18 protein-coding genes are annotated in these 23402 nt (G+C 71.8%); 5 read left to right on the forward strand and 13 right to left on the reverse strand.

The window, feature by feature from the left end:
• Window positions 1–7: 7 nt before the first annotated feature.
• The 7 genes from BLU84_RS08285 to BLU84_RS08315 all read right to left on the reverse strand — a co-directional run bounded on the left by BLU84_RS08285 (window position 8) and on the right by BLU84_RS08315 (window position 9952).
• Window positions 8–3019, reverse strand: coding sequence for a serine/threonine-protein kinase (locus tag BLU84_RS08285; protein WP_170849123.1), 3012 nt, complete (start codon window positions 3017–3019; stop codon window positions 8–10).
• Window positions 3016–6036: a serine/threonine-protein kinase gene (locus BLU84_RS08290; protein WP_074865104.1), complete on the reverse strand. Its 3021-nt coding sequence runs from the start codon at window positions 6034–6036 to the stop codon at window positions 3016–3018. Before BLU84_RS08290 ends, BLU84_RS08285 begins: the two co-directional genes overlap by 4 nt.
• 43 nt (window positions 6037–6079) lie before the next feature.
• Window positions 6080–6745 carry an ECF-type sigma factor gene (locus tag BLU84_RS08295; protein WP_074865108.1) on the reverse strand — a complete coding sequence of 222 codons (666 nt, stop codon included), beginning with the start codon at window positions 6743–6745 and terminating at the stop codon, window positions 6080–6082.
• Between the two features lie 390 nt (window positions 6746–7135).
• Window positions 7136–8122: a 5-oxoprolinase subunit C family protein gene (locus tag BLU84_RS08300; RefSeq protein WP_074865111.1), complete on the reverse strand. Its 987-nt coding sequence runs from the start codon at window positions 8120–8122 to the stop codon at window positions 7136–7138.
• Window positions 8119–8886: a 5-oxoprolinase subunit PxpB gene (gene pxpB / locus BLU84_RS08305; RefSeq protein ID WP_233431103.1), complete on the reverse strand. Its 768-nt coding sequence runs from the start codon at window positions 8884–8886 to the stop codon at window positions 8119–8121. Before pxpB ends, BLU84_RS08300 begins: the two co-directional genes overlap by 4 nt.
• Entirely contained in the window at window positions 8883–9293 is a 411-nt protein-coding gene (locus BLU84_RS08310) for an HIT domain-containing protein (RefSeq protein WP_074865115.1), read from the reverse strand. The genes pxpB and BLU84_RS08310 overlap by 4 nt, the downstream gene beginning before the upstream one ends.
• Window positions 9290–9952: a dienelactone hydrolase family protein gene (locus tag BLU84_RS08315; RefSeq protein ID WP_074865118.1), complete on the reverse strand. Its 663-nt coding sequence runs from the start codon at window positions 9950–9952 to the stop codon at window positions 9290–9292. The genes BLU84_RS08310 and BLU84_RS08315 overlap by 4 nt, the downstream gene beginning before the upstream one ends.
• A gap of 172 nt (window positions 9953–10124) precedes the next feature.
• Between BLU84_RS08315 and rimO the strand changes: the two genes are divergently transcribed.
• Window positions 10125–11495, forward strand: a complete 1371-nt coding sequence (gene rimO, locus BLU84_RS08320; protein ID WP_074865121.1) for a 30S ribosomal protein S12 methylthiotransferase RimO — start codon at window positions 10125–10127, stop codon at window positions 11493–11495.
• A gap of 323 nt (window positions 11496–11818) precedes the next feature.
• On the opposite strand, the gene BLU84_RS08325 is transcribed toward rimO, so the two are convergent.
• The 3 genes from BLU84_RS08325 to BLU84_RS08335 all read right to left on the reverse strand — a co-directional run bounded on the left by BLU84_RS08325 (window position 11819) and on the right by BLU84_RS08335 (window position 14878).
• The gene (locus BLU84_RS08325; RefSeq protein WP_074865124.1) at window positions 11819–13009 is read right to left on the reverse strand and encodes a BaiN/RdsA family NAD(P)/FAD-dependent oxidoreductase; all 1191 of its coding nucleotides are present in this window, start codon (window positions 13007–13009) and stop codon (window positions 11819–11821) included.
• On the reverse strand, window positions 13010–13570 hold the full coding sequence (locus BLU84_RS26255; protein ID WP_074865127.1) for a YaeQ family protein: 561 nt from the start codon (window positions 13568–13570) through the stop codon (window positions 13010–13012).
• A gap of 66 nt (window positions 13571–13636) precedes the next feature.
• Window positions 13637–14878, reverse strand: coding sequence for a DUF418 domain-containing protein (locus BLU84_RS08335; protein ID WP_074865131.1), 1242 nt, complete (start codon window positions 14876–14878; stop codon window positions 13637–13639).
• An 89-nt stretch (window positions 14879–14967) separates the two neighbouring features.
• Between BLU84_RS08335 and BLU84_RS08340 the strand changes: the two genes are divergently transcribed.
• Window positions 14968–15906, forward strand: coding sequence for a pseudouridine synthase (locus tag BLU84_RS08340; protein WP_083382435.1), 939 nt, complete (start codon window positions 14968–14970; stop codon window positions 15904–15906).
• Window positions 15907–16106: 200 nt separating this feature from the next.
• On the opposite strand, the gene BLU84_RS08345 is transcribed toward BLU84_RS08340, so the two are convergent.
• The gene (locus tag BLU84_RS08345) at window positions 16107–16862 is read right to left on the reverse strand and encodes a type 1 glutamine amidotransferase (protein WP_074865135.1); all 756 of its coding nucleotides are present in this window, start codon (window positions 16860–16862) and stop codon (window positions 16107–16109) included.
• Between the two features lie 307 nt (window positions 16863–17169).
• Window positions 17170–19182 (reverse strand): DEAD/DEAH box helicase, encoded by a 2013-nt coding sequence (locus tag BLU84_RS08350; protein ID WP_074865138.1) that lies wholly within the window; start codon window positions 19180–19182, stop codon window positions 17170–17172.
• A 345-nt stretch (window positions 19183–19527) separates the two neighbouring features.
• Here BLU84_RS08350 and BLU84_RS08355 point away from each other — a divergent pair, with 345 nt between their 5' ends.
• Window positions 19528–20310 (forward strand): DeoR/GlpR family DNA-binding transcription regulator, encoded by a 783-nt coding sequence (locus tag BLU84_RS08355; RefSeq protein ID WP_074865141.1) that lies wholly within the window; start codon window positions 19528–19530, stop codon window positions 20308–20310.
• Between the two features lie 318 nt (window positions 20311–20628).
• On the forward strand, window positions 20629–21798 hold the full coding sequence (locus tag BLU84_RS08360; RefSeq protein ID WP_074865144.1) for an MFS transporter: 1170 nt from the start codon (window positions 20629–20631) through the stop codon (window positions 21796–21798).
• Window positions 21799–21932: 134 nt separating this feature from the next.
• Here the strand turns inward: BLU84_RS08360 and BLU84_RS08365 are convergent, their stop codons facing one another.
• Complete coding sequence (locus tag BLU84_RS08365) at window positions 21933–22436, reverse strand: YaiI/YqxD family protein (protein ID WP_074865147.1); 504 nt, start codon at window positions 22434–22436, stop codon at window positions 21933–21935.
• Between the two features lie 92 nt (window positions 22437–22528).
• On the opposite strand from BLU84_RS08365, the gene BLU84_RS08370 reads away from it, so the two are divergent.
• A complete protein-coding gene (locus BLU84_RS08370; RefSeq protein ID WP_074865150.1) occupies window positions 22529–23206 on the forward strand; it encodes a glutathione S-transferase in 678 nt (225 codons plus the stop codon).
• The last annotated feature ends 196 nt before the right edge of the window (window positions 23207–23402 follow it).

Raw genomic sequence — 23402 nt, forward strand, 5'->3', positions numbered from 1 at the left:
GGCCGGCTCAGCGCGTCGGTGCGGCGCAGGCGCGCAGGCTGCGCTCCAGGCGCGCCCGCTCGGCTTCGCGCAGCACCGTGGGCGTGGCGGCCGCCGCGACGCGGCCGGCGCGCAGGCCCTCGTACAAGGCCCGGACCCGGCGGGTCAGCTCCGCATCGCCGCCGCGCGCGGCCTCGGCCAGGCGCACGGCGCGGGCCAGTTGGTCCCTGCCTTCGCTGTCTCGGCACTGTTCCAGCGCGAACAGGCCGCGGTAGACCAGCGCCCGCACCAGGTCGGGGCTGCGGCCGTGCTGGTCGAGCAGCGGGCCTTCGCCGCGTCCGTCGGCGGCGATGAAGTCGCGTTCGGACGCGAGCAGGGCGGCGAACTCGCGATCGGCCTGGTCGCGGTGGCCCTGCAGGTAGAGCAGGTGGGCCTGGCGGTAGCGCACATGGGCGAAACGGTAGTTGTCCGGCGGGAAGACCGTAGCCAGCTGCGCGCGATAGTCGTCCAGCCGGGTCTGCAGCTCCGGCAGCGAGGCGTCGTCGCCGTAGTCGGCCAGGCTTTCGACCAGCAGGTAGTTCTCCAGGATCGTCGGCAGGCCGGCCCGGCGCTTGGCCTCGATGGTGCGGCGCAGCAGGTCGAGGCCTTCGGCGCGGTCGCGCGCCGGGTCGGCGCCGGGCGAATAGATCAGGTCGAGCGCGAGGTTGAAGTTGGCCGACAGGCGCGGATCGCTGTTCGGCGGCACGGTCCGCTCCAGCAGGGCGGCGGCGGCGCGCGTCTTGGCGCGGCGGTCGGCCGGGTCGAGCGCGATCGACGCCGCGGCGGTGGACAGCGCGGTGGCGTACTCCGGGTGGCCGCTGCCGTAAGCCGCGCGGATCGACGCCAGCGCTTTGCCGATGTCGTAGGTGGGCTGGTCCGGCGCATGGAATACGTCGGCGCGGATCATGGCGTAGGCGGTCTTGGGATGGTTCGGCCCGAGCGAGGCGATCCGCCGCCGCACCAGTTCGGCCGCCAGCGCCGGCGCCTCGCCGCCGCCGCGCAACTGCACCGCGCGCATGTAGCGCTCCAGCGCATCGTCGGCGAGGACGGGATCGAGCGGGCGCGCCAGTGCGACCGCGCGGCGCGCATCGGTTTCGGCGGCGCCGGCGCGCCACAGCCGGCGCTGCATTTCCGAGCGCAGGATCAGCAACTGCGCGAGCGCTTCGCGATGGCCGCGGCCGAGCGACTCGGCCTGGGCGATCAAGTCGGTGCAGGCGGCCACCGCGGCCTGGGTCCGGCCTTCGCCCCACAGCGCCCGCACCAGCTCGGTGCCGTAGCCGATGCGCTGGCTGCGCGCGGCCCGGTCGTCGCGGCCGTCGAGCTCGGCGATGCGCTCGCGCGCCAGCCGTTCGGCGTCGGCGTAGCGGGCGCGGATGTTGAGCATCGCCAGGCGGGTCGCGGCGACCAGCCCGTCGCGGTCGGGTTCCTCGCCGAGCGTGCGCTGGGCCTCGCCGGCCAGGGATTCGGCGCGCGCGTAGTCGCCGAGCAAGGCGTAGCTGCGCGCGAGCATCGCCAGGCTGCGTGCCTGCACGCTGGGCTGATCGTCGAGCTTCATCGCGCGCAACTCGCGCTCGGTGCGTTCCAGCAGCGCGCGCGAGGAAAACGGCGCGCTGCCCAGGCCCGACTGGGTGGCGCTGCCCAGGGTGCTGGCGAACAGCCGGCCGACGCTGTGGCTGGCGCGGGTCTCGCGCAGCGCGCGCTGATGCTGCCAGACGATCGCCGCGGTGCCGGACGCCACCACCAGCGCCAGCGCAGCGAACAGCGCCGGCGCGGTGGGATTGCGCCGCCGCCACAGCCGCGCGGTTTCGCGCCAGCCGCCGTGGCGCGCGCTGACCGGGCGATGGGTGCGCCAGGCGCGCAGGTCGCGGGCGAACTCGGCCACGCTGGGGTAGCGCTCGTGTGGCTTGCTCGCCACCGCCTTGAGCGCGACCGCGGCCAGGTCGCCGGCCAGCGCCCGTTGCAGCGCGGCGATATCGTCCAGGCCGCGGCGGCGGGCGATCGCCTCATCGGCGTCGTCGAGCAGGCGGTCCATCGGCTCGGGCGCGCCGGCGGCGGCGAGCGGTACCAGTTCGCGCAGGCTGTGCAGCCGGGTCGGCCATTGCCCGCACAACAGGCGATAGCTGAGCACGCCGAGCATGTACAAATCGGTGGCCGGCCCCTGGGTGCCGTGCTGGCGCGCTTCCGGCGCGGCGTAGTCGGGGCTGATGGCCAGGTGCGCGCGCGCGTCTTCGCCGCCGCCGAAGCGGGTGGAGATGCCGAAGTCGAGCAACTGCACCCGGCCCTGCGCGGTCACCAGCAGGTTCGACGGCTTGATGTCGCGATGCAGCACGCCTTGCGCATGCGCATAGGCCAGCGCTTCGCAGGCTTGCAGCAGCAGGTCCACGCGCGCGCCGACGCCGAGCGCGCGGCGGTCGCACCACTGGTCGATCGGTTCGCCCTCGACCCGGCGCAGGGCGAACCACGGCCGTCCTTGCTCGTCGATGCCGCCGTCGACCACGCCGGCGATGCCGGGATGGTCCAGGCGCGCGAGCAGGTTGCGTTCCTCGCGGAACGCGGCCGCCAGCTCCGGCGATTCCAGCCCGCTGCGGATGCATTTGAGCGCGACGCGCTGTTGGTAGTGGCCGTCGTCGCGGTGGGCTTCGTAGACCGTGCCCATGCCGCCGCGGCCGAGGATGCGGTCGATCCGCCACGCGCCGAGCAGGGCGCCGACGCGCAGGTCGGCGGGCTCGTCGTCGTCGCCGTCATCATCGCGGTCGTGATCGGCCGCGCCTGCGTCCGCTGCGGCGTTCGCCGGCGGCGACTGGCGCTGGGCGACGATCTGCGCCGGCGAGCGGTCGAGCACGCCGGCGTCCTCGCTCTCCGCATCGAGCAGGGCGCGCAGGGCCGCATGCAGCGGCGGATCGCTCGCCGCCAGCGCCGCCAGCCGGCGCTGGCGTTCGGGCGCGGGCAGGTCGACGTAATCGTCGAACAGGTGCAGCGCGCGGGCGAGGTGGTCGGTCATCGGCGCGCGGCAGAGCTTGCGGCCGGTGCGGCGGACGCGCCGCGGCAGTCGGGCGCGACCAAGGTCGCGGCGGCGACGGCGCGCGGATCGGAGGGAAACCACAGCGGCGGCCGCGGCGGCAGCCGGCCGCTGCGCGCGCTGCGTTTGAACGCGCGCGCCTCGTCGAAGAACGGCGAGGAGACCTGCTTGCCCGGCGCTTCGCCCACGCGCACGGCCGCCGCCAGGAATTGCGCCGCCTCGCGCCGGCGGCAGTTGCGGAACGCGTAGACGCCTCGGTACAGCAGCGCGATGGTCTGCGAATCGTTGCGCCGCATCAGCGATATGCCGCCAGCGGCGGCGGGGGCGCGCGCGATTTCGTCCAGCATCTGCGCGAAGGCGGCATCGGCCTCGGCGTAGCGGCCTTCGCGGTAGCGCACCACCGCATCGAAGATACGCAGGTTCAGCCATTCGATGTCGCCGGGGCGGTAGAAGCGCGGCGCCGCGCGCGCGGCCTCATCCAGCGCCCGCCGCGCCTGCGGCAGAGTCGGATCGCTGCCGTACTGGGCCAGATTGACTACGACGGAGTAGCGGTCCGCTTGCGGCGGCAGGCCGGCGCGCTCGCGTTCGCCGATGTTGCGTTCGAGCAAAGCGACGCCCTCGTTCAGGCGCGGCAGCGTGGGAATCTCGTTGCCGCGGCCGAGCAGCGCCTTGGCGTAGTTGCTGCGTGCGTTGAACAGCATCTCGCTGTGCGGCAGGGTGCGCTCGAGGGTCGACACCGCCTGGTGCTGCAGACGCAGCTCTTCGGCGGGGTCGCGCGCCAGCGTCCAGGCCAGGCGCGACAGGACCAGCGCGTAGACCGGATGCTCGCGGCCGTACCCCGCCTCCACCCGGCGCAGCGTCGCCAGCGCGGAGTCGCGCGGTACGTCCGGGTAGCGGGCGAGGGCGACGTAGACCTCGGCCGCCGCGGTCTGCGGATGGTCCGCGCCGAGATTGCGCCGGCGTTCGTCGAGCAGGCGCTGCGCGGTGCCGGCGAAGGCCGGGCTCAGCCGCAGCCGCTGTGCGTCGGCGAGGCGTTCGAGCGCATCGTCGGCCAACACCGGGTCCAGCGGCGCGGCCAACGCGAGCGCGCGCTGCGCATCGGCCTCGGCGGCGGCGGCCCGGCCGAGCTGGCGCAGGAAGCCCGAGCGCAGGATCAGCGTCTGGGCCAGGCGCGCGGCATGGCCGCGGCCCAGCGCCTGCGCCTGGCGCACCAGGTCGTCGGCGCTGGCCAGCGCCTGTCCGGTCCGGCCCAGGTCCCATTGGGTGCGGGCCGATTCCAGGCCGATGGCGATGCGCGCGTCGCGCGCGAACGGATCCGGCGCCGCGGCCAGCGCGTCCAGGCGCGCTTGCGCCAGCGCCAGCGCCTCGTCGTGGCGACCCTGGTAATTGAGCGTGGACAGCCGGGTGGAGGCGACGAACCCGTCCTCGTCGCGGTCGCCGGCGGCGATGGAAATGCGCTGCGCCTCTTCGGCCAGCGCGGCGGCGTGACGGTAGTCGCCGATCTGGACGAAGCTGCGCGCCAGCGTCGCCAGCGCGTGCGCGCGCAGCGCCGGCTGGTCGGCCAGGGCCAGCGCGCGCAATTCGCGTTCGCTGCGTTCCAGCAGCGCGCGCGAGGAAAAACGCGCGCTGCCCAGGCCCGACAGCGTCGCGCTGCCGAGGGTGGAGGCGAACAGGCGGCTGACCTGTTCGTTGGCCTCGGCCTCGCGCACCGCTTGCCGATGCTGCCAAGCGGCGGCGAGCAAGCCGGCGGCGGCGGCCAGGATCATCGCCGCGCCGAGTCCGGCGGCCAGGCGATTGCGCCGCAGCCACTTGCGCGCGCGCGCCAGCCACGAACCCGGCCGCACCCGCACCGGCCGGCCCTCGCGCCAGCGCCGCAGTTCGTCGGCGAATTCGGCGACGCTGGGGTAGCGGTCCTGCGGCCGCGTCGCCACCGCCTTGAGCGCGATCGCCGCGAGGTCGCCGCGCAACTGCCGCGCCAGCGTCTGCGCGTCGGCGGCGCCGCGCTGGCGGGCGAGGGCGTCGTCGCCGGGGCGCGCGCCGAGCAGGCCATCCATCGTCAGCGGCGCGCCGGAGTCGGCGCCGGGCATCAGCGGGCGCAGTCCGTGCAGCGGCGTCGGCCAGTGCCCGGCGAGCAAGCGGTAGCTCAGCACGCCCAGCGCGTACAGGTCGGTGGCCGGGCCCTGCGCGCCGTGCTGGCGCGCTTCCGGCGCGGCGTAATGCGGGGTCAGCGCCGGCAGCTCGCCCGGCGCCTCGCGCAGCGGGCCCAGTTGCGCGGACAGGCCGAAGTCGAGCAACTGCGCGCGCCCGTCGGCGGTGATCAGCACGTTCGACGGCTTGAGGTCGCGGTGCAGCACGCCCTGCGCATGGGCGTAGGCGACCGCGTCGCAGACCTGCAGCAACAGGTCCACGCGCGCCTCGATGCCGAGATGGCGCTGATCGCACCAGGCGTCGATCGGTTCGCCTTCGACATAACGCAGGGCGAACCACGGCCGGCCGTCGCCGTCGACGCCGCCGTCGACCAGCGCGGCGATGCCGGGATGGTCCAGGCGCGCGAGCAGGTTGCGCTCCTCGCGCATCGCCGCGAGCAGCAGCGGCGAGTCGAGCTCCGCGCGCAGGCATTTGATCGCCACGCGCTGTTGGTACTGGCCGTCGTCGCGATGGGCCTCGTACACCGTGCCCATGCCGCCGCGGCCGACGATGCGGTCGATGCGCCAGGCGCCCAGGCGCGCGCCGACGCGCAGGTCCGCCGGTTCCGGCGCGGGTGTCGGCGCGGCGACGGATGAGCGCTCGCGTTCGTGCAGGTCGGCGAGCACGCGCGCCGGCGAACGCTCGAGCACGCCGGCCGCCTCGTCGGCGTCGGCGGCGAGCAGTAGCAGCAGGGCGGCGTGGGTGTCCGGTTCGGCCGCAGCCAGCGCGGCGAGCCGGTGCTCGCGTTGCGGCGCGGGCAGTTCGACGAATTCGTCGAACAGGCTCAGGGCGCGGGCGGTGGCGGCGTTCATGCGCGCGGGTCGGCGCGGCGGGCGGATCGGTGCGAAGGCGCGCTCAGGCCGCGTCGCCCTCGTCGTCCAGATCCGACGGCGTGCGCAGGTGCGCGGCCAGGAACGCGCGCGCCTTTCGCCAGTCGCGGCGGATGGTGCGGTCGGTCAGGCCCAGTACCTCGCCGATCTCGATATCGCTCATGCCGGCGAAGTAGCGCATCTCCACCAGTTGGGTCAGGCGCGGCTCGACCGCGCTGAGCGCTTCCAGGGCGCGGTCGATCGCCAGCAGCTGGTCCAGGTCCGGATCGTAGGACGGCTCGTAGTTCGGGTCGGCCTTGTCGGCCAGATAGCTTTCCTCGTACTTGAGCCGCTTGAGCCGGCGCACCTCGTCGAGCAGCGCGTAGCGCATCGCCTGCGACAGCACCGCGAGCAGGTGTTGGCGGTTGTTGAGGTTGAGCTTGTCCTGGTTCAGCCGCAGCCAGGTGCGGTTGATCAGCGAGGTCGGCGAGCGCTTGTTGCCGCGCCGCCAGCGCCGGCGGATCTGCAGCGCCGCGGCCTCGTGCAGGTCTTTGTAGAGCAGGGTGTAGACGCGGTCCCAGGCGCCGGGTTCGCCGTTCTGGGCGGCGACGATGAGCTGGGTCACCGAGTCCAGGGTGGCTTGGGGGAACTCGAATTCATCCCGGGCCGGCGCTGCGGCGGTCGGGTCTAGCGAAGGGCCTTCTTGGGTCATGTCCGGATGGGTTTCGGCAGGACGATGGGATTTCCGTTAGCCCCGACTACGCGGCTGAGTATTCGACTGCGCAAAGAGATACGCCAAACAAGTGCAATTGTCGATAACGCGTCTTCGAAAAAAGCCGGCCTGCGACATGGCATTTGATCATGTAGGGGGATGCGCAATTACGGGTTGGCATCTTTCCGGTGCGCTCGCCTGAGTGTTTCGCACATCCAATCCTCGATGCGGCGTCGGCCGACGACAGGATTAAGTGGAAAAGTGATGCAATCGATGTGCATCGAATCGCCGCGCTATCTGCGCGGACGGCGAAAAATACCGGGAATTTCCGCTGCTATCGCTGCACGTGCGGACGCTCGCGCCGATGCAAGGCGATGCGAACGTTCGCGCTCAGGATCCGCCTAGGCGATCAACGATGGCCCAACGCAGCCGGGCCAGCTCGGCCGCCGCCGCGGCGCGCGCGGCGCGCGCCTCGTTTTCGTCGCAGGCGCGGAAATACAACTTCGTATTGGGCTGCGCCTGCGCCAGCCGCGGCAGGTCGGCGGCGATGACGTGGCCCAGGCGCGGGTAGCCGCCGACGGTCTGCGCGTCGGCCAGCAGCACGATCGGACGGCCGTCGGCGGGCAGTTGGATGGTGCCCGGCGCGACCGGTTCGGACACGCCGCTGGCGGCCGCGAGCACGCCCTCCAGCGCGTCGCCGCCCAGGCGCAGGCCCTGACGGTCGCTGGCCGGATCGACCCGCCAGCCGCTGTCGCCGAAGCGCGCGGCGGCCTCGGCCAGGGCGGCGGACTCGGTCGGGCGGTAGCGGATCGGGGCATGCGGGTCGAGGCCGAAATCCGGGTCGATCCACCAGCCGCTCGCGCGCGGCGCATCGAGCGCGAGCGCGCGCTGCGGGCCCAGCGGCAAACGGTCGCCGGCGCGCAGCGCGCGCCCGTGCAGGCCGCCGAAACCGCCGCGCAGATCGGTCGCGCGGCTGCCGAGCGCGGCCTCCACAGTGAAACCGCCGGCCACCGCCAGCCACGCGCGCACGCCGGCGCGCATGCCGCCGATGGCGAGGGTGCCGGCAGGCAGATCGAGCGGCCGCGCGGCAGGCAGCGGCTGGCCGTCGAAACGCATCTGGCAGGTCGCGCCGAGCAGGGCCACCCGCGCCGGCGCATGCAGGCGCAGGGTCGGGCCGTGCAGGGTCAGTTCCAGCACCGCGGCATCGGCGCGGTTGCCGACCAGGGCGTTGGCGAGGATCGCGCAGCGCGGGTCCAGCGCGCCGCCGCGGCCGACGCCGAGGTGGCGCCAGCCGTCGCGGCCGAGGTCTTGCACGCAACTCAGCGCGCCCGGCGCCAGCACCTCGATCCAGGCGTCGCGGCGCGGCTGCGGAGTCATCGCGGCGCGTCCGCGTTGCGCGGGCCGTCGGCGGACGCAGTATCCGCATCGGCGGCGAGCGCGTGGAATTCGTCGGCGCCGATCGCGCGCAGGCGCACGTGGTCGCCGGGTTGCAGCAGGCTCGGCGCGGCGCGCGCGGCGTCGAACAGGCGCAGCGGCGTGCGCCCGAGCAGGCGCCACCCGCCCGGGCCGGGGCGCGGATAGATGCCGGTCTGGGCGCCGCCGATGGCGACGCTGCCGGCGGCGACCTGGGTGCGCGGCGTGGCCAGCCGCGGTAGCGCCAGCGCCGGTTCCAGCCCGGACAGATACGGAAAGCCCGGGGCGAACCCGATCATCGCCACGCGGTAGTCGCCGCCGCTGTGGCGCTGGATCAACAGCGCCGGCGTCAGCTGCAGTTGCGCGGCGGCCGCGTCCAGGTCCGGCCCGAACTCTCCGCCGTAGGCGACCGGAATCTCGACCGTGCGCGCGCCCGCGCCGGACTCGGCCGCCGCGTCGTCTTCGATCACCTCGCAATAGCGCAGCAACCACGCGCGCACCGCTTCGGCCTGGATCGCCTGCGCATCGAAAAACACCGCCAGGCTGGCGTAGGCCGGCACCAGGTCGCGCAACCACAGCGGCGCCTGCGCGCGCACTCGCGCGGCCAGCGCGTGCACGCGCGCGTTGAGCGCGTCGTCGATGCGCTCGCCCAGGCGCAGCAGCCAGGCGTCGTCGGCCAGGGCTTCGAATTGCACCGCCGCCGCGGCCTCGCGCACGCGTTCGTTCACCGCGCCAGCGCGTCCTGCAGCACGCGCAGGCGCTGCACCAGCGCCTCGGGCGAATACGGCTGCGCGGTGGCCATGCCCCACACCGGCCGCGGCCAGGCGATGTCTTCGCGATAGCGCGCGATCACGTGCACATGCAACTGCGGCACCAGATTGCCGAGCGCGGCGACGTTGAGCTTGTGCGGCGCGAACCCGGCCTGCAGGGCGCGGCTGACCACGGCGATTTCGCGGGTCAAGGTCTGCTGCTGGGCTTCGTTGAGATCGACCAGTTCGGTCGCGCCGTCCACGCGCGGCACCAGGATCAGCCACGGATGGTTGGCGTCGTCCATCAGCCGCAGTTCGCACAGTTCGAACTGCGCCACCGGGTGAGTGTCGTCGGCCAGTTGCGGATGCAGATGCCAGGGATTCATTTCAGCGCGTCCGCGAGGAAGTCCAGGGTGCGGGTCCAGGCCAGCGCGGCGCTGGCGGGATCGAAGTGATCGCCGATGTCGCGGTTGAAGGCGTGGTCGGCGTCGTAGAGATGGATCGGCGCGTTCGGCAGCGCTTCGCGGTGGCGCTCGATCGCCTCCGCCGGGATGCTGGCGTCGCGCGTGCCGAAGTGGAACAGCATCGGCGCGCGCAGCGGCTCGCCGAGGAAGGGCAGGGTGCGCGCGCCGTAGTAGCTCACCGCCGGCACGCCGTGGCGGGTGTTGGCCAGGAACGCCAGCGACCCGCCCCAGCAGAAGCCGACCGCGCCGGTGCGCAAGCCTTCGCTCTGCAGCAGATGCGCGGCGGCGCCGACGATGTCGCTGGCGCGGTCGAAGCCGACCGCGTTGCGCAGTTCGACCCCGCGGGCGTAGGCGCTCTTGTCGTACTCCAGCTCGACGTCGCGTTCGACCGGGTCGAACAGGGCCGGGGCCAGGGCGACGTAGCCGGCCTCGGCGAAGCGCTCGGTCACCGCGCGGATGTGTTCGTTGACGCCGAAGATTTCCTGCAGGACCACCACGCCGCCCTGCGGCACGCCGGCGGGGTCGGCGCGCCAAGCCCGGACCGGGCCGGCCGGGGTGTCCAAATCGATCCAGTGAGCCATTGGGGGATGCTCCGTGTGCGAATGAACCCGATTCGCTGCCAGTTTAGCCCCGCAGGCTATAATTCGCGCCCCCGAGCGCCCCGCGCCGGATTTCGCGTCTATTCGCACCGCCCGCGCCGGCCCGCCGCGCGCGCATTCTCGTTCAGGTCCACCGAGCAGGTTTCCCGCCAGCATGTCCGCCAGCGCCCCCCTTAATCCCAAAGTCGGTTTTGTCAGCCTGGGTTGTCCCAAGGCCTTGGTCGACTCCGAGCGCATCCTCACCCAGTTGCGGGTGGAGGGCTACGACATCGTCCAGAGCTACGACGACGCCGACGTGGTCGTGGTCAACACCTGCGGCTTCATCGACTCGGCGGTGACCGAATCGCTGGACGCGATCGGCGAGGCGATCGCCGAGAACGGCAAGGTCATCGTCACCGGCTGCCTGGGCAAGCGCTCGGAGCTGATCCGCGAAGCGCACCCGGACGTGCTGTCGATCAGCGGCCCGCAGGACTACGGCAGCGTGATGAGCGCGGTGCACTCGGTGCTGCCGCCCAAGCACGATCCCTTCGTCGATCTGGTGCCGCGCCGCGACGACGGCATCGGCGTCAAGCTCACGCCCAAACACTACGCTTACCTGAAGATTTCCGAAGGCTGCAATCACCGCTGCAGCTTCTGCATCATCCCTTCGATGCGTGGCGACCTGGTTTCGCGCCCGGTCGACGACGTGCTGCGCGAAGCCGAAAAGCTGGCGATGGGCGGGGTCAAGGAACTGCTGGTGATCTCGCAGGACACCTCGGCCTACGGCGTGGACGTGAAGTACGCCGAACGGCAATGGCGCGGCCGCGCCTACCAGACCCGGATGAAGGCGCTGTGCGAAGGCCTGAGCGAGCTGGGCATCTGGACCCGTCTGCACTACGTGTATCCGTATCCGCACGTGGACGAAATCATCGCGCTGATGGCCGAGAACGGCGCCAACGGCATGCCCAAGCTGCTGCCGTACCTGGACATCCCGTTCCAGCACGCCAGCCCGCGCGTGCTCAAGCTGATGAAGCGCCCGGGCGCGGTCGACAAGACCCTCGAGCGCATCCAGCGCTGGCGCGCGATCGCGCCGGACATCGCCATCCGCAGCACCTTCATCGTCGGCTTCCCCGGCGAGACCGACGCCGAGTTCGAAGAACTGCTCGACTTCCTCGACGAAGCCCAGCTCGACCGCGTCGGCGCGTTCGCCTATTCGCCGGTCGACGGCGCCAAGGCCAACGACCTGCCCGACCCGGTCGACGAAGAGGTCAAGCAAGAGCGACTGGCGCGCTTCATGGAGCGGCAGGCGGAGATTTCCGCGGCCAAGCTCGAGGCCAAGGTCGGAAGCGTGCAGCGCTGCCTGGTCGACGCGATCGACGGCGAACTGGCGATCGCGCGCTCGATGGCCGACGCGCCGGAGATCGACGGCCTGGTGCAGATCCAGAACGGCGAAAGCGCCGGCCTGCGCGTAGGCCAGTTCGTCGACGTCGAAATCATGGGCAGCGACGAACACGACCTGTTCGGCGAAGCGATCGAAACCCACTGATCGCCGCGCATCCGCCCGAAGCCCCCCTGTAGGAGCGGCGCAAGCCGCGACTAACCGAAGCGACGTTCGCAAGCGTCGCCATCCGAAGTTATGAGCCGGCAGAGCTCGCTTCTCGCAGATAGGTAGCCTCGGTGGGGGCGCGTTGTTCGTCTCTTCGGTTGGTCGCGGCTCGCGCCGCTCCTACAGTCGTACTACGAACCTGCCGAAGCCCCTGTAGGAGCGGCGCAAGCCGCGACTGCGGGGTATCCGCTCGCGGCGCAAGTAGCGTCGTAGTTGAGTTGTCGCAGTCGCGGCTCGCGCCGCTCCTACAGTAGGAAACCCGCTCAGACCGCCAGGCCGGCCGCATTGCCCGAGGCCCAGGCCCACTGGAAGTTGTAGCCGCCCAGCCAGCCGGTCACGTCCAGCACTTCGCCGATGAAGTACAGGCCGGGCACGCGCTTGGATTGCATCGTGCTGGAGGACACGCCGTCGGTGTCGACGCCGCCCAGGGTCACTTCGGCGGTGCGGTAGCCTTCGGTGCCGCTCGCCACCAGCGGCCAGGCCGACAACGTCGCGGCCGCTTGCTTGAGTTCCGGCAGGTTGTACTGCTTGAGCGGTTTGTTGCTCAGCCAGTGCTCGCACAGGCGTTGGGCGAAGCGCTTGGGTAGCGCTTCGCCGAGCGCGGTCTTGAGCTCCGCCGCGGGGCGTTCGCGCTGTTGCCGCTGCAGCCAGTCCAGCGCGTCGCGGCCGGGCAGCAGGTCCAGGCGCAGGTCGTCGCCGGGCTGCCAGTACGAGGAAATCTGCAGGATCGACGGGCCGCTGACGCCGCGATGGGTGATCAGCATCTGGTTGCTGAACTCGCGGCCGTTGCAGCTGGCCGTCACCGGCAGCGATACGCCGCTGAGGTCGGCCAGCCGCTCCTGGTGCTTGCCGCTGAGCGTCAGCGGCACCAGGCCGGCGCGGGTCGGCAGCAGCTCGTGGCCGAAGCGCCGGGCGACTTCGTAGCCGAACCCGCTCGCGCCCATGCTCGGGATCGACAGGCCGCCGCTGGCGATCACCAGCGACGGCGCGGCGAACGCGCCGCGCGCGGTGTGCACGCGGAAATCGCCGCCGTCGCTATCGCCGTGGGCGATGCGTTCGATCGAGCAATCGGTCTCGATGCGCACGCCGGCGGCCAGGCATTCGTCCACCAGCATCTTCACGATCAGCTTGGACGAGATGTCGCAGAACAGCTGGCCGAGTTCTTTCTCGTGATAGGCGATGCGGTGCTTGTCGACCAGGGCGATGAAATCCCACGGCGAGTAGCGCGCCAGCGCGGATTTGCAGAAATGCGGGTTGGCCGACAGGTAATTGGCCGGCGCGGCGCCGGTGTTGGTGAAATTGCAGCGGCCGCCGCCGGACATCAGGATCTTCTTGCCGACCTTGTTGGCGTGCTCGATCAGCAGCACGCGGCGGCCGCGACGGCCGGCGGTCAGCGCGCACATCAGGCCGGCGGCGCCGGCGCCGACGATCAGCGCGTCGAAACGCTCGGCCACTCAGGCCGCCCGCGCGGCGGCGTCCAGGCGCCGGCGCGGAATCAGGGCGAGGCTGGCCTTGTCGGTGGTCAGCGCGACTTCGCCGTCCTGGATCTGGCAATCCAGGCGGAAGCTGCGCTCCACCAGCGCCGCCATCGCCTCGACCGAGGCGCTGTCGATGTCGATCACGCTGAGGTTCTTGAGCCGCTGCAGCGCATTGGCGTTCTTGTCCCACCACACGTCCGCGGCGTTGCCGCCGTAGTTGACCACCACCACCTGGCGCGAACGCCCGCAGGCCTTGCGGATGCGCGATTCGTCGGGCTGGCCGACGTCGATCCACAGTTCGATGTCGCCGGTGTAGTCGCGCAAGGCGATTTCCGGTTCCTCGCCTTCCGAGCTCAGCCCGGGGCCGAATTCGAGCCGCTCGTGCGCGTGCAGGGCGAAGGCGAGGGTGCGCACCATCAGCCGTTGCGGCGTTTCCGACGGGTGCTGGGCCAGGGTCAGCGCGTGACTGGCGTAGTAATGCCGGTCCATGTCGCTGATTTGCAGTTCGATTTTGACGATGGTGGCGTTGGTCGCCATGGGCGCAGCCTGCGTGAAAACAGCGCGCATTCTACCTGCGCGCGGCCGGCGCCGGCCGGTTGCGCTTCAGGCCGCGCCCGGTGCGGGCCCGGGCGCGCGCCGCAGCGGCAGCGCACGGCGGTAGGTCAGGCAGCGCCACAGCCATTCCAGCGGGCCGTAGCGGAAGCGCCGCAGCCACCAGTGGCTCAGCGCGGTCTGCGCGGCGAACACCAGCGCGAACGCGGCCAGCACGCCGATCAGCCCGTAGCGCGGCCCCAGGCCCAGGCCGATGCCGTAGAACAAGGTCAGGCCGAACACGGTCTGGGCCAGGTAATTGCTCAGCGCCATGCGCCCCACCGGCGCCAGCCAGGCCAGCCAGCGGCGCGCGCGCGGCTGCTGGAACAGCAACACGAACGCGGCGACATAGCCCAGGCCGAGCGACAGATAGGCCAGATTGCGCAGCAGCCGGCTCAGCGCGCGCGCGGCGCCGCCTTGCAGGCCCAGCAGCTCCGGGCCAAGGCCGCCAAAGTCGCGGAACAGGAAATACACCGCCAGGATCAACCCCGGCGGCAGGGTCCAGGCCAGCAGCCGGCGCCACGCGCGCAGGTGCTGCTGCGGCCGCTGCAGCCAGCCGGCGCGGCCGATCGCCATGCCCAGCAGCAGCCGGCCGAGAGTGAACAATGGCAGGCTCCAGGCGGTGGCGTGCACCCACAGGTCGTAGTCGCGGTTGCCGGCCAGCATCGTCGTCCACGACGGCGCGGCGAATGCGGCGCGCGCCTCGGCCGCGGCCTGCGCGGCGGGCGCGAACTGCGCGGTCCACGGCTTCATCCACGGCTGCAGCGCGGCGCTGGCGAACACCGCCACCAGCACGCCCAGCGCGGCCAGCGTCGCCGGCCGCCAGCGCGCCAGCGGCAGCAGCAACAGGCCGAGCACGGCGTAGTAACGCAGGATGTCGCCGTACCAGAACGCCGCGTGCAGCAGGCCGAAGCCGAGCAGCAGGCACAGCCGCCAGGCGTAGCGGCGGCGCGCGGCGCGGCTGTCGTCGGCGTTGCCGGTGTCGGCGCGTTCGAGCTGCAGCGCGAAGCCGACCCCGAACAGCAGCGCGAACACGGTCATGGCCTTGGCGTCGAGCAGCGCCGCCAGCGCCATCTGCAGCCAGCGCTCGCCCGGCCATAGCGCCGGCGCGTCGGCTTCGATCAGGGTGTAGAGGCTGAAATCGCGCAGGTTCGACAGCAGCACGCCGGCCAGGGCGAAGCCGCGCAGGGCATCGATCAGATCCAGGCGCTGTTCGGCGGGACGGTCGGCGGGCGCGGCGTTCGGGGTCGTCATCGGTGCGGGCGTGATCGTCTCGGGCGGGTCGCCACGGTGGTTGTGCCCGCGCAGCAGTGTGGGCGGGCGAACTGAGCGATGATGGTCGCATGCCGATTCTTCCGCCGGATGCGAGGTTCGACCGAGGTCCGTTCGACGCGGCGGACCCGTCCGCGCGCACGCCGATCGATGCTGTCCCGCCCAGCCGCCTGCAATTGCCGCCCGGGCCGTGGACGAGCCTGCTCGATGGCGTGTGCGCGCGCTTTCCGGCGATCGGCCGCGAGCGCTGGCGCGAGCGCTTCGAGCGCGGCCGCGTGCTCGATGCGCGCGACGCGCAACCGCTGCGCGCCGATGCGCCGTACCGGGCCGGGCTGGAGATCCTGTATTTCCGCGAAGTCGAGCGCGAGCCGCAGATCCCGTTCGCCGAGCGCATCGTCCATGCCGACGAGCGCCTGCTGGTGGTCGATAAACCGCATTTCCTCCCCGTCGCGCCGGCCGGCCGCTTCGTCGCCGAGACCTTGCTGGGACGGCTGCAGCGCCGTTTCGGCGAGCCGGCGCTGGCGCCGCTGCATCGCCTGGACGCGGCCACCGCCGGGCTGGTGCTGTTCTCGCGCGAGCGCGCCAGCCGCGGCGCCTACCAGGCGCTGTTCCGCGAGCGCCGCATCGGCAAGCGCTATCTGGCGCTGGCGCCGCCGCTGCCCGCGTTGGCGTTTCCGCAGGTAAGGCGTTCGCGCATCGAAGCCGGCGAGCCGTTCTTCCTGATGCGCGAGGTCGCGGGCGAGGCCAACAGCGAGACCAACATCGAGGTCGTCGCGCGCCAGGAAGAGGTTTGGACTTACGCGTTGCAGCCGATCACCGGCCGCAAACACCAACTGCGCGTGCACATGGCCGCGCTCGGCGCGCCGATCCTGGGCGATCGTTTTTATCCGTTGCAGCCGCAGGCGGAAGAGGACTTCGCGCAGCCGCTGAAGTTGCTGGCGCAGTCGCTGCGCTTCGTCGATCCGCTGGATGGGCGCGAGCGTTGGTTCGAGAGCGGGCTGGCGTTGTAGCGGCGGCCTGGGCGGGTTCGCGGGCGCGTTGCCGGTTTCGGCGTGGTTGCGGGTTCGCGGTCGCGGCTTGCGCCGCTCCTACAGGGGCTTCGGCCGGTTTCGTTTGCGACTGTAGGAGCGGCGCAAGCCGCGACCGCGACACCGCGACTACGACGAAACCTTCGACCAGAACCGCGCCACCGCGACCACCCGCAACCCCCTCACACCCACTCGCGCGAAGGCAGCGTATAGCGCCGCTGCGGCCGCCCGATCAGATCGAGGAAGTTGTTGAACACCGCGTCGGCGCGCCGCTGCATGCCGGCGATGTGCTGCGCGGTCAGCGCGCGGATGGCCTCCTCGCTGGTGCCGTGGCCCAGTTCGGCCAGTTCCGCGCGGTAGACGGGATTGGCCAGCCAGCGTTCGATCAGCGGCACGTCCATTTCCAGGTGGAACTGGAAGCCGTAGGCGTTGTCGCCCCAGCGGAAGGCCTGCTGCTCGCAGGTGTCGGTGCGGGCCAGGTGATGGGCGCCGTGCGGGATCTCGAAGCTGTAGCGGTGCCACTGGAACACCGGCGCGGCGCCGGCCAGCGGCGCCAGCACCGGGTCGTCGCGGCCGGCGTCGGTGCTGTGCAGCGGATACCAGCCGATCTCGGGCACGTGGTGCTTGCGCACCGGCGCGCCGAGCACGTGCGCGAGCAACTGCGCGCCCAGACAGATGCCGAGCACCGGCTTGCCTTGTTCGAGCATGGCCTCGATCGCGCGCAGTTCGGTGCTCAGGTGCGCGCGTTCGGCGCGGTCTTCGACGTTCATCGGGCCGCCGAGCACGACCAGGCCGCGATAGCGCTCGACATTGGGCTCGGCGCCGGGGTCGCGGTCGAAATTGACGAAACGGATGCGATGGCCGCGGCGGCGGATCAGCGGATCGAGGGTGCCGAGCGGTTCGGCGGCGACGTGTTGGAAGACCAGGATGCGGGACATGAGCGGCGTAGCGGCGGCTTACGCCTGCGACTATGCCAAAGCGCGCGGCGCTGTGGGGCGTTGCGGCTTATGACTTTCTGGTTTTTGTGCGAGGGGCTCATCGAGCCGTCGGCTCGCGCGGCGTCGAACGCCCGAACGCGGTGCGTTCGGGCCGGGTAACGGACTGGCCGGGTGTTGCGCGGGCGGGCGCCCTCATCCGGTCCTTCGGACCACCTTCTCCCGCGAGCGGGAGAAGGAATAGCGAGCGACGCTGCGGCTCTAAGTCCCTCTCCCGCGTGCGGGAGAGGGGTTGGGGTGAGGGCAAACCTCAGCGCGGCCCGCGCGGCTTGAACGGCTTGCGCGGACCGCCGCCGTGCGGCTTGGGCCCGCGCGGACCGCTCGGAGGACGGCCGGCCCCGCGGCCGCCACGCCCGCCTTCGGCATCGCCCGGCCCGGCGCGCTGGATGCGCAGCGGCTGGCCGGCCACGCGCACCTTCTTCAGATGCTCCATCAGCTCGCGCGGCATGCCCTCGGGCAGGTCGACCAGGGTGTACTCGTCGCGGATGTCGATGCGGCCGATGTAGCGGCTTTCCAGATCGGCCTCGTTGGCGATGGCGCCGACGATGTTGCCCGGCTGCACGCCGTGGCTGTGGCCGACTTCGATGCGGAAGGTCTCCATGCCCACGTCGCCCTCGCGCGCCGGCGCGCGTTCGCTGCGCGGGGCGCGCGGCGCCGGTGCGTCGTCGTCGAAGAACGACTCGGCGCGGTTGACCGGCGGACGCGCCGCGCCCGGCGGAGTGTACTGGCGATCCTCGTGGCGGTTCGCCGGACGCTCTTCGCGCGGCGGCCGCGGCTCGAAGCGCGGCGCTTCGCGGCGGTTGTCGTCGCGACGATGCGCGCCCGAGTTGGACGCGTTGTCGCGCTCGATGAACTTGCGCGTGGCCTGGCCGCGGTGCTCGCGCGGGCCGTCGCGCTCTTCGCGGGCGTACTTGGGTGCCGCCGGCGGCGGAGTCAGCAGCAGCGGGTTTTCGCCCTGCACCAGCTTGGCCAGCGCCGCGGCGATCTCCACCGCCGGCACGTTCTTTTCGCGCTCGTAGCGCTCGACCAGGTCGCGGAACAGGCCCAGATCGTCGCTTTCCAGCGCCTCGCTGATGCGGCCGAGGAAGCGCGAAACGCGCTGCTCGTTGACCGTCTCCACGCTCGGCAGCTCCATCGGCTCGATCGGCTGGCGGGTGGCGCGCTCGATCGCGCGCAGCATGCCGCGCTCGCGCGGGGTCACGAACAAGATCGCCTCGCCCTTGCGCCCGGCGCGGCCGGTGCGGCCGATGCGGTGGACGTAGCTCTCGGTGTCGTAGGGGATGTCGTAGTTCAGCACGTGGCTGATGCGGTCCACGTCGAGGCCGCGCGCGGCCACGTCGGTGGCGACCAGCACGTCGATCTTGCCGTCCTTGAGATTCTGGATGGTCTTCTCGCGCTGCTGCTGCTGCACGTCGCCGTTGATCGCCGCGGCCGAAATGCCGCGCGCCATCAGCTTCTCGGCCAGTTCCTCGGTGCCCAGCTTGGTGCGCGAGAACACGATCATCGCATCGAAGGTTTCGGCCTCCAGGATGCGGGTCAGCGCGTCGAGCTTGTGCACGCCGCTGACCGACCAGTAGCGCTGGCGGATGTTGGCCGAGGTGGTGGTGGTCGACTTGATCGCGATCTCGACCGGATCCTTCAGATAGGTCTGGGCGATGCGCTTGATCTGGGTCGGCATGGTCGCCGAGAACAGCGCCACCTGGCGCGATTCCGGGGTCTTCTTGAGGACGTTCTCGACGTCGTCGATGAAGCCCATGCGCAGCATTTCGTCGGCTTCGTCGAGCACCAGGCAGCGCAGCTGCGACAGGTCGAGCGAGCCGCGCTCGAGATGGTCGATGACGCGGCCGGGCGTGCCGACCACGACCTGCACGCCGCGCTTGAGCGCCTGCAGCTGCGGGTAATAGCTCTGGCCGCCGTAGATCGGCAGCACGTGGAAGCCGGGCAGGTGGGTGGCGTACTTCTGGAACGCCTCGGCGACCTGGATCGCCAGTTCGCGCGTGGGCGCCAGCACCAGCGCCTGCGGCCGGGCCTGGGCCGGGTCGATGTTGGCCAGGATCGGCAGCGCGAACGCGGCGGTCTTGCCGGTGCCGGTCTGGGCCTGGCCGAGCACGTCGCGGCCTTGCAGCAGCGGCGGGATGGTGGCGGCCTGGATCGGCGAGGGCGATTCGTAGCCGACGTCGGCCAGCGCGCGCAGCAGCGGCTCGGACAGGGCGAGGTCGGTGAACTTGGGGGAGGGGGCGTCGGTGGGGGTGTCGGCGCTCATGTCGAGGCTCTAGCAGCGCCGGCAGTGCCGGTCGGATGACCGACCAGTTTACTCCGATGCGGGTGGAGCTACGGCTCGGATGCGCACGACGGCACGGCGAGGCTGCTGTGGCGGGCTTGCGGGGGCTGCGCGGCGGCGTGTTGGAGCGGGCGCTGGCGGGAAAGTGCGCGGATGCGTGCGACGCGCTGCGCGGGGCGGGCGCGGACAAGGGCTCTGCCGGGCCAGTTCGGGTGGCGGCGCGACTGTGCCGGATCGGCCCGATGGCGCCCGGTCGTCGGTCGGGGCTTGCACGCGTTTGCACGTTTGTGCACGATTGAGTCGAATCGTGAACGATCCGGAGCCCCGATGTCCCTCGAGGAACTGCTGCCGCAGCAACGCCACCGCCTGATCCTGGAGCGCCTGCTGGCCCAGGGCCGGGTCATTGCGGTCGATCTGGCGCGCGAACTGGAGGTCTCGCACGACACCATCCGCCGCGACCTGCGCGAGATGGCCGCGTCCGGGCAGTGCCGGCGGGTCTACGGCGGCGCGCTGCCGCTGGCGCCGGACCGCGGCACCCTGGCCCAGCGCCAGACCCAGGCGCCGGGCCGCAAGGCGGCGCTGGCGCACGCCGCGGTCGCGCTGATCGAGCGCGGCCAGGTGCTGTTCCTCGATGCCGGCTCGACCAACATCGCCATCGCCCAGGCGCTGCCGGCCGACTACGGCCTGACCGTGGCGACCAACGCGCCGGCCATCGCCGCGCTGCTGGCGCCGCGCGAAGACCTGGAGCTGATCGCGATCGGCGGCCGGATCGAGCCGCGCATCGGCGCCGCGCTCGGCGCCGGCGCGCTGCGCGAGGTCGAGGCGATCCGCAGCGACTGGTACTTCCTCGGCGTGTGCGGCGCCGACCACGAGGCCGGGATCAGCGCGCGCGACTACGAGGACGCTCAGTTCAAGCAGGCCGCCGCCGCCGCCGCGCGCGCGGTGGCGGTGGTGGTCACCGACGATAAGTTCGGCACCGCCGCGCCGTACACGGTGCTGGCGGCCGAGGCGGTGTCGGCGCTGGTGATCGAACACGGCGGCGACCCCGCGCAGGCGCGCGCGTTCGCGGCCAAGGGCGCGCGGGTGCTGCGCGCGGAGCCGATGCGGTAAGCCCGCGGGCGTTGCGGCGTCGGCGTTGCCGGCCGCAGCGCAGCGCAAAGCGTCGGGACTGAAGTTCCTCCCACGGCAGCTTCGGCTGCACCCCTCCACCGTGGGAGGGACTTCAGTCCCGACGCTTTCGCTGTTGCAGCAGGGCCTGCAGTCCCGGCGTTCTCGCTGTTGCAGGAAGGCCTTCAAGCCCAGCGTTTTCGCTGTGGCAGGCGGGCTTCAGTCCCGACGCTTTCGCTGTTGTGGGAGGGCCTTCAGGCCCGACGCTTTTTCCCGCTCGCCGCAAACCCACCCCGAATTTCGACCCCCGAAGAGACCTCAATGAGCGATCCGCAACCCGCCGCCGCCCGCGCCGAACCCATCGGCGCGCTGGAACGCCTGTCGACCCGCATCGCCTTCTTCATCGCCGGCCTGGCGATGGCCGCGTGGGCGCCGCTGGTGCCTTACGCGAAGGCCCGCACCGGCGTCGACGAGGGCACGCTCGGGCTCTTGTTGCTGGCGCTGGGCGCCGGCTCGATGACCACGATGCCGCTGACCGGTGCGCTGACTGCGCGCATCGGCTGCCGCAAGGTGATCCTGCTGGCCAGCGCCGCGGTCGCCGCGACCCTGCCGCTGCTCGCGCACCTGGACACCGTGCCCGGCATGGCGCTGGCGCTGTTCGCGTTCGGCGCGGCGATCGGCGCGGTCGATGTGGCGATCAACATCCAGGCGGTGATCGTCGAGAAAGCCAGCGGGCGCGCGCTGATGTCCGGTTTTCACGGCTTTTTCAGCGTCGGCGGCATCGCCGGCGCGGCCCTGGCCAGCGCCTTGCTGTGGCTGCAGGCGACGCCGCTGGTCGCCGCATTGAGCGCGGCGGTGCTGCTGGCGCTGCTGATGCTGGCCGGCAGCCGCGGCCTGCTGCGCTACGGCGACGACGGCCACGGCGGTTCGATGTTCGTGTTGCCGCACGGCATCGTGATCCTGGTCGGCGCGCTGTGTTTCATGGTGTTCCTGGCCGAAGGCGCGATGCTGGACTGGAGCGCGCTGCTGCTGGTCTCGCAGCGCGGCGTCGAGGCCAGCGCCGGCGGCCTGGGCTATGCGGTGTTCGCGCTGGCGATGACCGTCGGCCGCTTCAACGGCGACCGCATCGTGCAGCGCTTCGGCCCGCGCCCGGTGCTGGCGCTGGGCGGCGCCTGCGCGGCGGCCGGTTTCGCGCTCGCCGCGGCCTTGCCTTGGGTCGGCACCACCTTGCTCGGCTTCGCCTTGATCGGCCTGGGCTGCTCCAACATCGTGCCGATCCTGTTCACCGCCGCCGGCAGCCAGAAGGTCATGCCGGCGGGCGCGGCGATTTCGGCGGTGAGCACGCTCGGTTACGCCGGCATCCTGATCGGTCCGGCCGGGATCGGCTGGATCGCCAAGATCAGCAGCCTGCCGGTGGCGTTCGGTGTGTTGGGCGCGGGCTTGGTGGCGGTGGCGGCTAGCGCGCGGCTGGTGGCGGCGCGCAAGGGCTGAGGCGGGGGGAGGGTTCGCTTCGTAACGGGTATGTGCGTGGGCGGCCGCTGTCGAAGCGGCCTGCGACGAAGCCGGCGGACGGCGCGCGGTGCGGGCGCTTCGCGCGAAACTTCGCCGCGGGCGCCGCCGCTTCGCTAGGACTTATCGGCCGGATCCGGCGACGACGCCGGACGCGGCCGCCGCGCCAGCCATCGGTCCAGCTGCGCCGCGAACGCCTGCCGGTCGCGCGCGTGCAGCGCCGGCGGGCCGCCGGTCTGGACCCCGGCGCCGCGCAGCTCGTCCATGAAATTGCGGATCGACAAGCGCTCGGCGATGTTGTCGCGGGTGTACAGATCGCCGCGCGGATTGAGCGCGACCGCGCCCTTGGCCAGCGCCAGCGAGGCCAGCGGAATGTCCTGGGTCACCACCAGATCGCCCGCGGCCAACCGCTGCACGATCGCGTCGTCGGCCACGTCCAGCCCCGCCGGCACCTGGATCGCGCGGATCCAGCGCGACGGTGGCGTGCGTATCCACTGGTTGGCGACCAGGGTCAGCGGAATCCGCGCGCGCTCGGCGGCGCGGAACAGGATGTCCTTGATCACGACGGGGCAGGCGTCGGCGTCGACCCAGATCTGCGGTTCGGCGGGGGTATCGGTCATGGCGACATTGTGCGGCCGCGGCGCGCCGGCGTCATGGCGGCGGCGTCCGCGCCCGTTACCATGCGGTATCGCCCCCACCGACATCGCCGGCCATGATCAAGGTCCACCACCTCAACAATTCCCGCTCCCAGCGCGTGCTGTGGCTGCTGGAGGAGCTGGAACTGCCTTACGAGGTGATCCGCTACCAGCGCGATCCCAAGACGATGCTGGCGCCGCCGGAGCTGCGCGCGATCCATCCCCTGGGCAAGTCGCCGGTGGTGGAGCTGGACGGTCAGGTGCTGGCCGAGTCGGCGGCGATCATCGAGACCTTGTGCGAGCGCTACGACAGCGGCCACACGGTTTCGCCGGCGCCGCAGCCGCTGGACGGCGAGGAGCGCCGCCGTTACCGCTACTGGATGCATTACGCCGAGGGCTCGGCGATGCCGCCGCTGCTGCTGAGCCTGGTGTTCGCGCGGATCCGCTCGGCGCCGATGCCGTTCTTCGCCAAGCCGGTGGCGCGCGGGATCGCCGACAAGGCCATGCGCGCCTTCGTCGGGCCGCAGCTGGCGCTGCATCTGGGCTATATCGAAAGCGAGCTGGGCCAGCGCGAGTGGTTCGCCGGCGATCGCTTCACTGCGGCCGACATCCAGATGAGCTTCCCGGTCGAGGCCGCGACCGCGCGCGCCAGCGGCGAGCGGCCGCGCATGCAGGCCTTCGTCGAGCGCATCCGCGCGCGGCCGGCGTACCAGCGGGCGCTGGAGAAGGGTGGGCCGTATTCGTTGTTGAGTTGAGTGGGGCGGGGCAGGCGATTGTCGGGCGGGGTGAGCCTTCTGGTCGGATGACGCTGAAGTCTCTGGATCCCCGCCTACGCGGGGATGACGACGTGGAGAGGTGCGGCGGAACCTACTTGCCGCGACACCTACCTATCGTCATGCCCGCGAAGGCGGGCATCCAGGGCTCCATCGAGGCATGACTCTGAAGTCTCTG

Source organism: Lysobacter enzymogenes, from assembly GCF_900106525.1.
Classification (GTDB): Bacteria; Pseudomonadota; Gammaproteobacteria; order Xanthomonadales; family Xanthomonadaceae; genus Lysobacter; species Lysobacter enzymogenes.

Bases quoted from the DNA above. Each gene is read 5' to 3' on its own strand.
- BLU84_RS08285 (WP_170849123.1), bottom strand. From the start codon at position 3,019: ATGACCGACCACCTCGCCCGCGCGCTGCACCTGTTCGACGATTACGTC.
- BLU84_RS08290 (WP_074865104.1), bottom strand. From the start codon at position 6,036: ATGAACGCCGCCACCGCCCGCGCCCTGAGCCTGTTCGACGAATTCGTC.
- BLU84_RS08295 (WP_074865108.1), bottom strand. From the start codon at position 6,745: ATGACCCAAGAAGGCCCTTCGCTAGACCCGACCGCCGCAGCGCCGGCC.
- BLU84_RS08300 (WP_074865111.1), bottom strand. From the start codon at position 8,122: ATGACTCCGCAGCCGCGCCGCGACGCCTGGATCGAGGTGCTGGCGCCG.
- BLU84_RS08310 (WP_074865115.1), bottom strand. From the start codon at position 9,293: ATGAATCCCTGGCATCTGCATCCGCAACTGGCCGACGACACTCACCCG.
- BLU84_RS08315 (WP_074865118.1), bottom strand. From the start codon at position 9,952: ATGGCTCACTGGATCGATTTGGACACCCCGGCCGGCCCGGTCCGGGCT.
- rimO (WP_074865121.1), top strand. From the start codon at position 10,125: ATGTCCGCCAGCGCCCCCCTTAATCCCAAAGTCGGTTTTGTCAGCCTG.
- BLU84_RS26255 (WP_074865127.1), bottom strand. From the start codon at position 13,570: ATGGCGACCAACGCCACCATCGTCAAAATCGAACTGCAAATCAGCGAC.
- BLU84_RS08335 (WP_074865131.1), bottom strand. From the start codon at position 14,878: ATGACGACCCCGAACGCCGCGCCCGCCGACCGTCCCGCCGAACAGCGC.
- BLU84_RS08340 (WP_083382435.1), top strand. From the start codon at position 14,968: ATGCCGATTCTTCCGCCGGATGCGAGGTTCGACCGAGGTCCGTTCGAC.
- BLU84_RS08345 (WP_074865135.1), bottom strand. From the start codon at position 16,862: ATGTCCCGCATCCTGGTCTTCCAACACGTCGCCGCCGAACCGCTCGGC.
- BLU84_RS08350 (WP_074865138.1), bottom strand. From the start codon at position 19,182: ATGAGCGCCGACACCCCCACCGACGCCCCCTCCCCCAAGTTCACCGAC.
- BLU84_RS08355 (WP_074865141.1), top strand. From the start codon at position 19,528: ATGTCCCTCGAGGAACTGCTGCCGCAGCAACGCCACCGCCTGATCCTG.
- BLU84_RS08360 (WP_074865144.1), top strand. From the start codon at position 20,629: ATGAGCGATCCGCAACCCGCCGCCGCCCGCGCCGAACCCATCGGCGCG.
- BLU84_RS08365 (WP_074865147.1), bottom strand. From the start codon at position 22,436: ATGACCGATACCCCCGCCGAACCGCAGATCTGGGTCGACGCCGACGCC.
- BLU84_RS08370 (WP_074865150.1), top strand. From the start codon at position 22,529: ATGATCAAGGTCCACCACCTCAACAATTCCCGCTCCCAGCGCGTGCTG.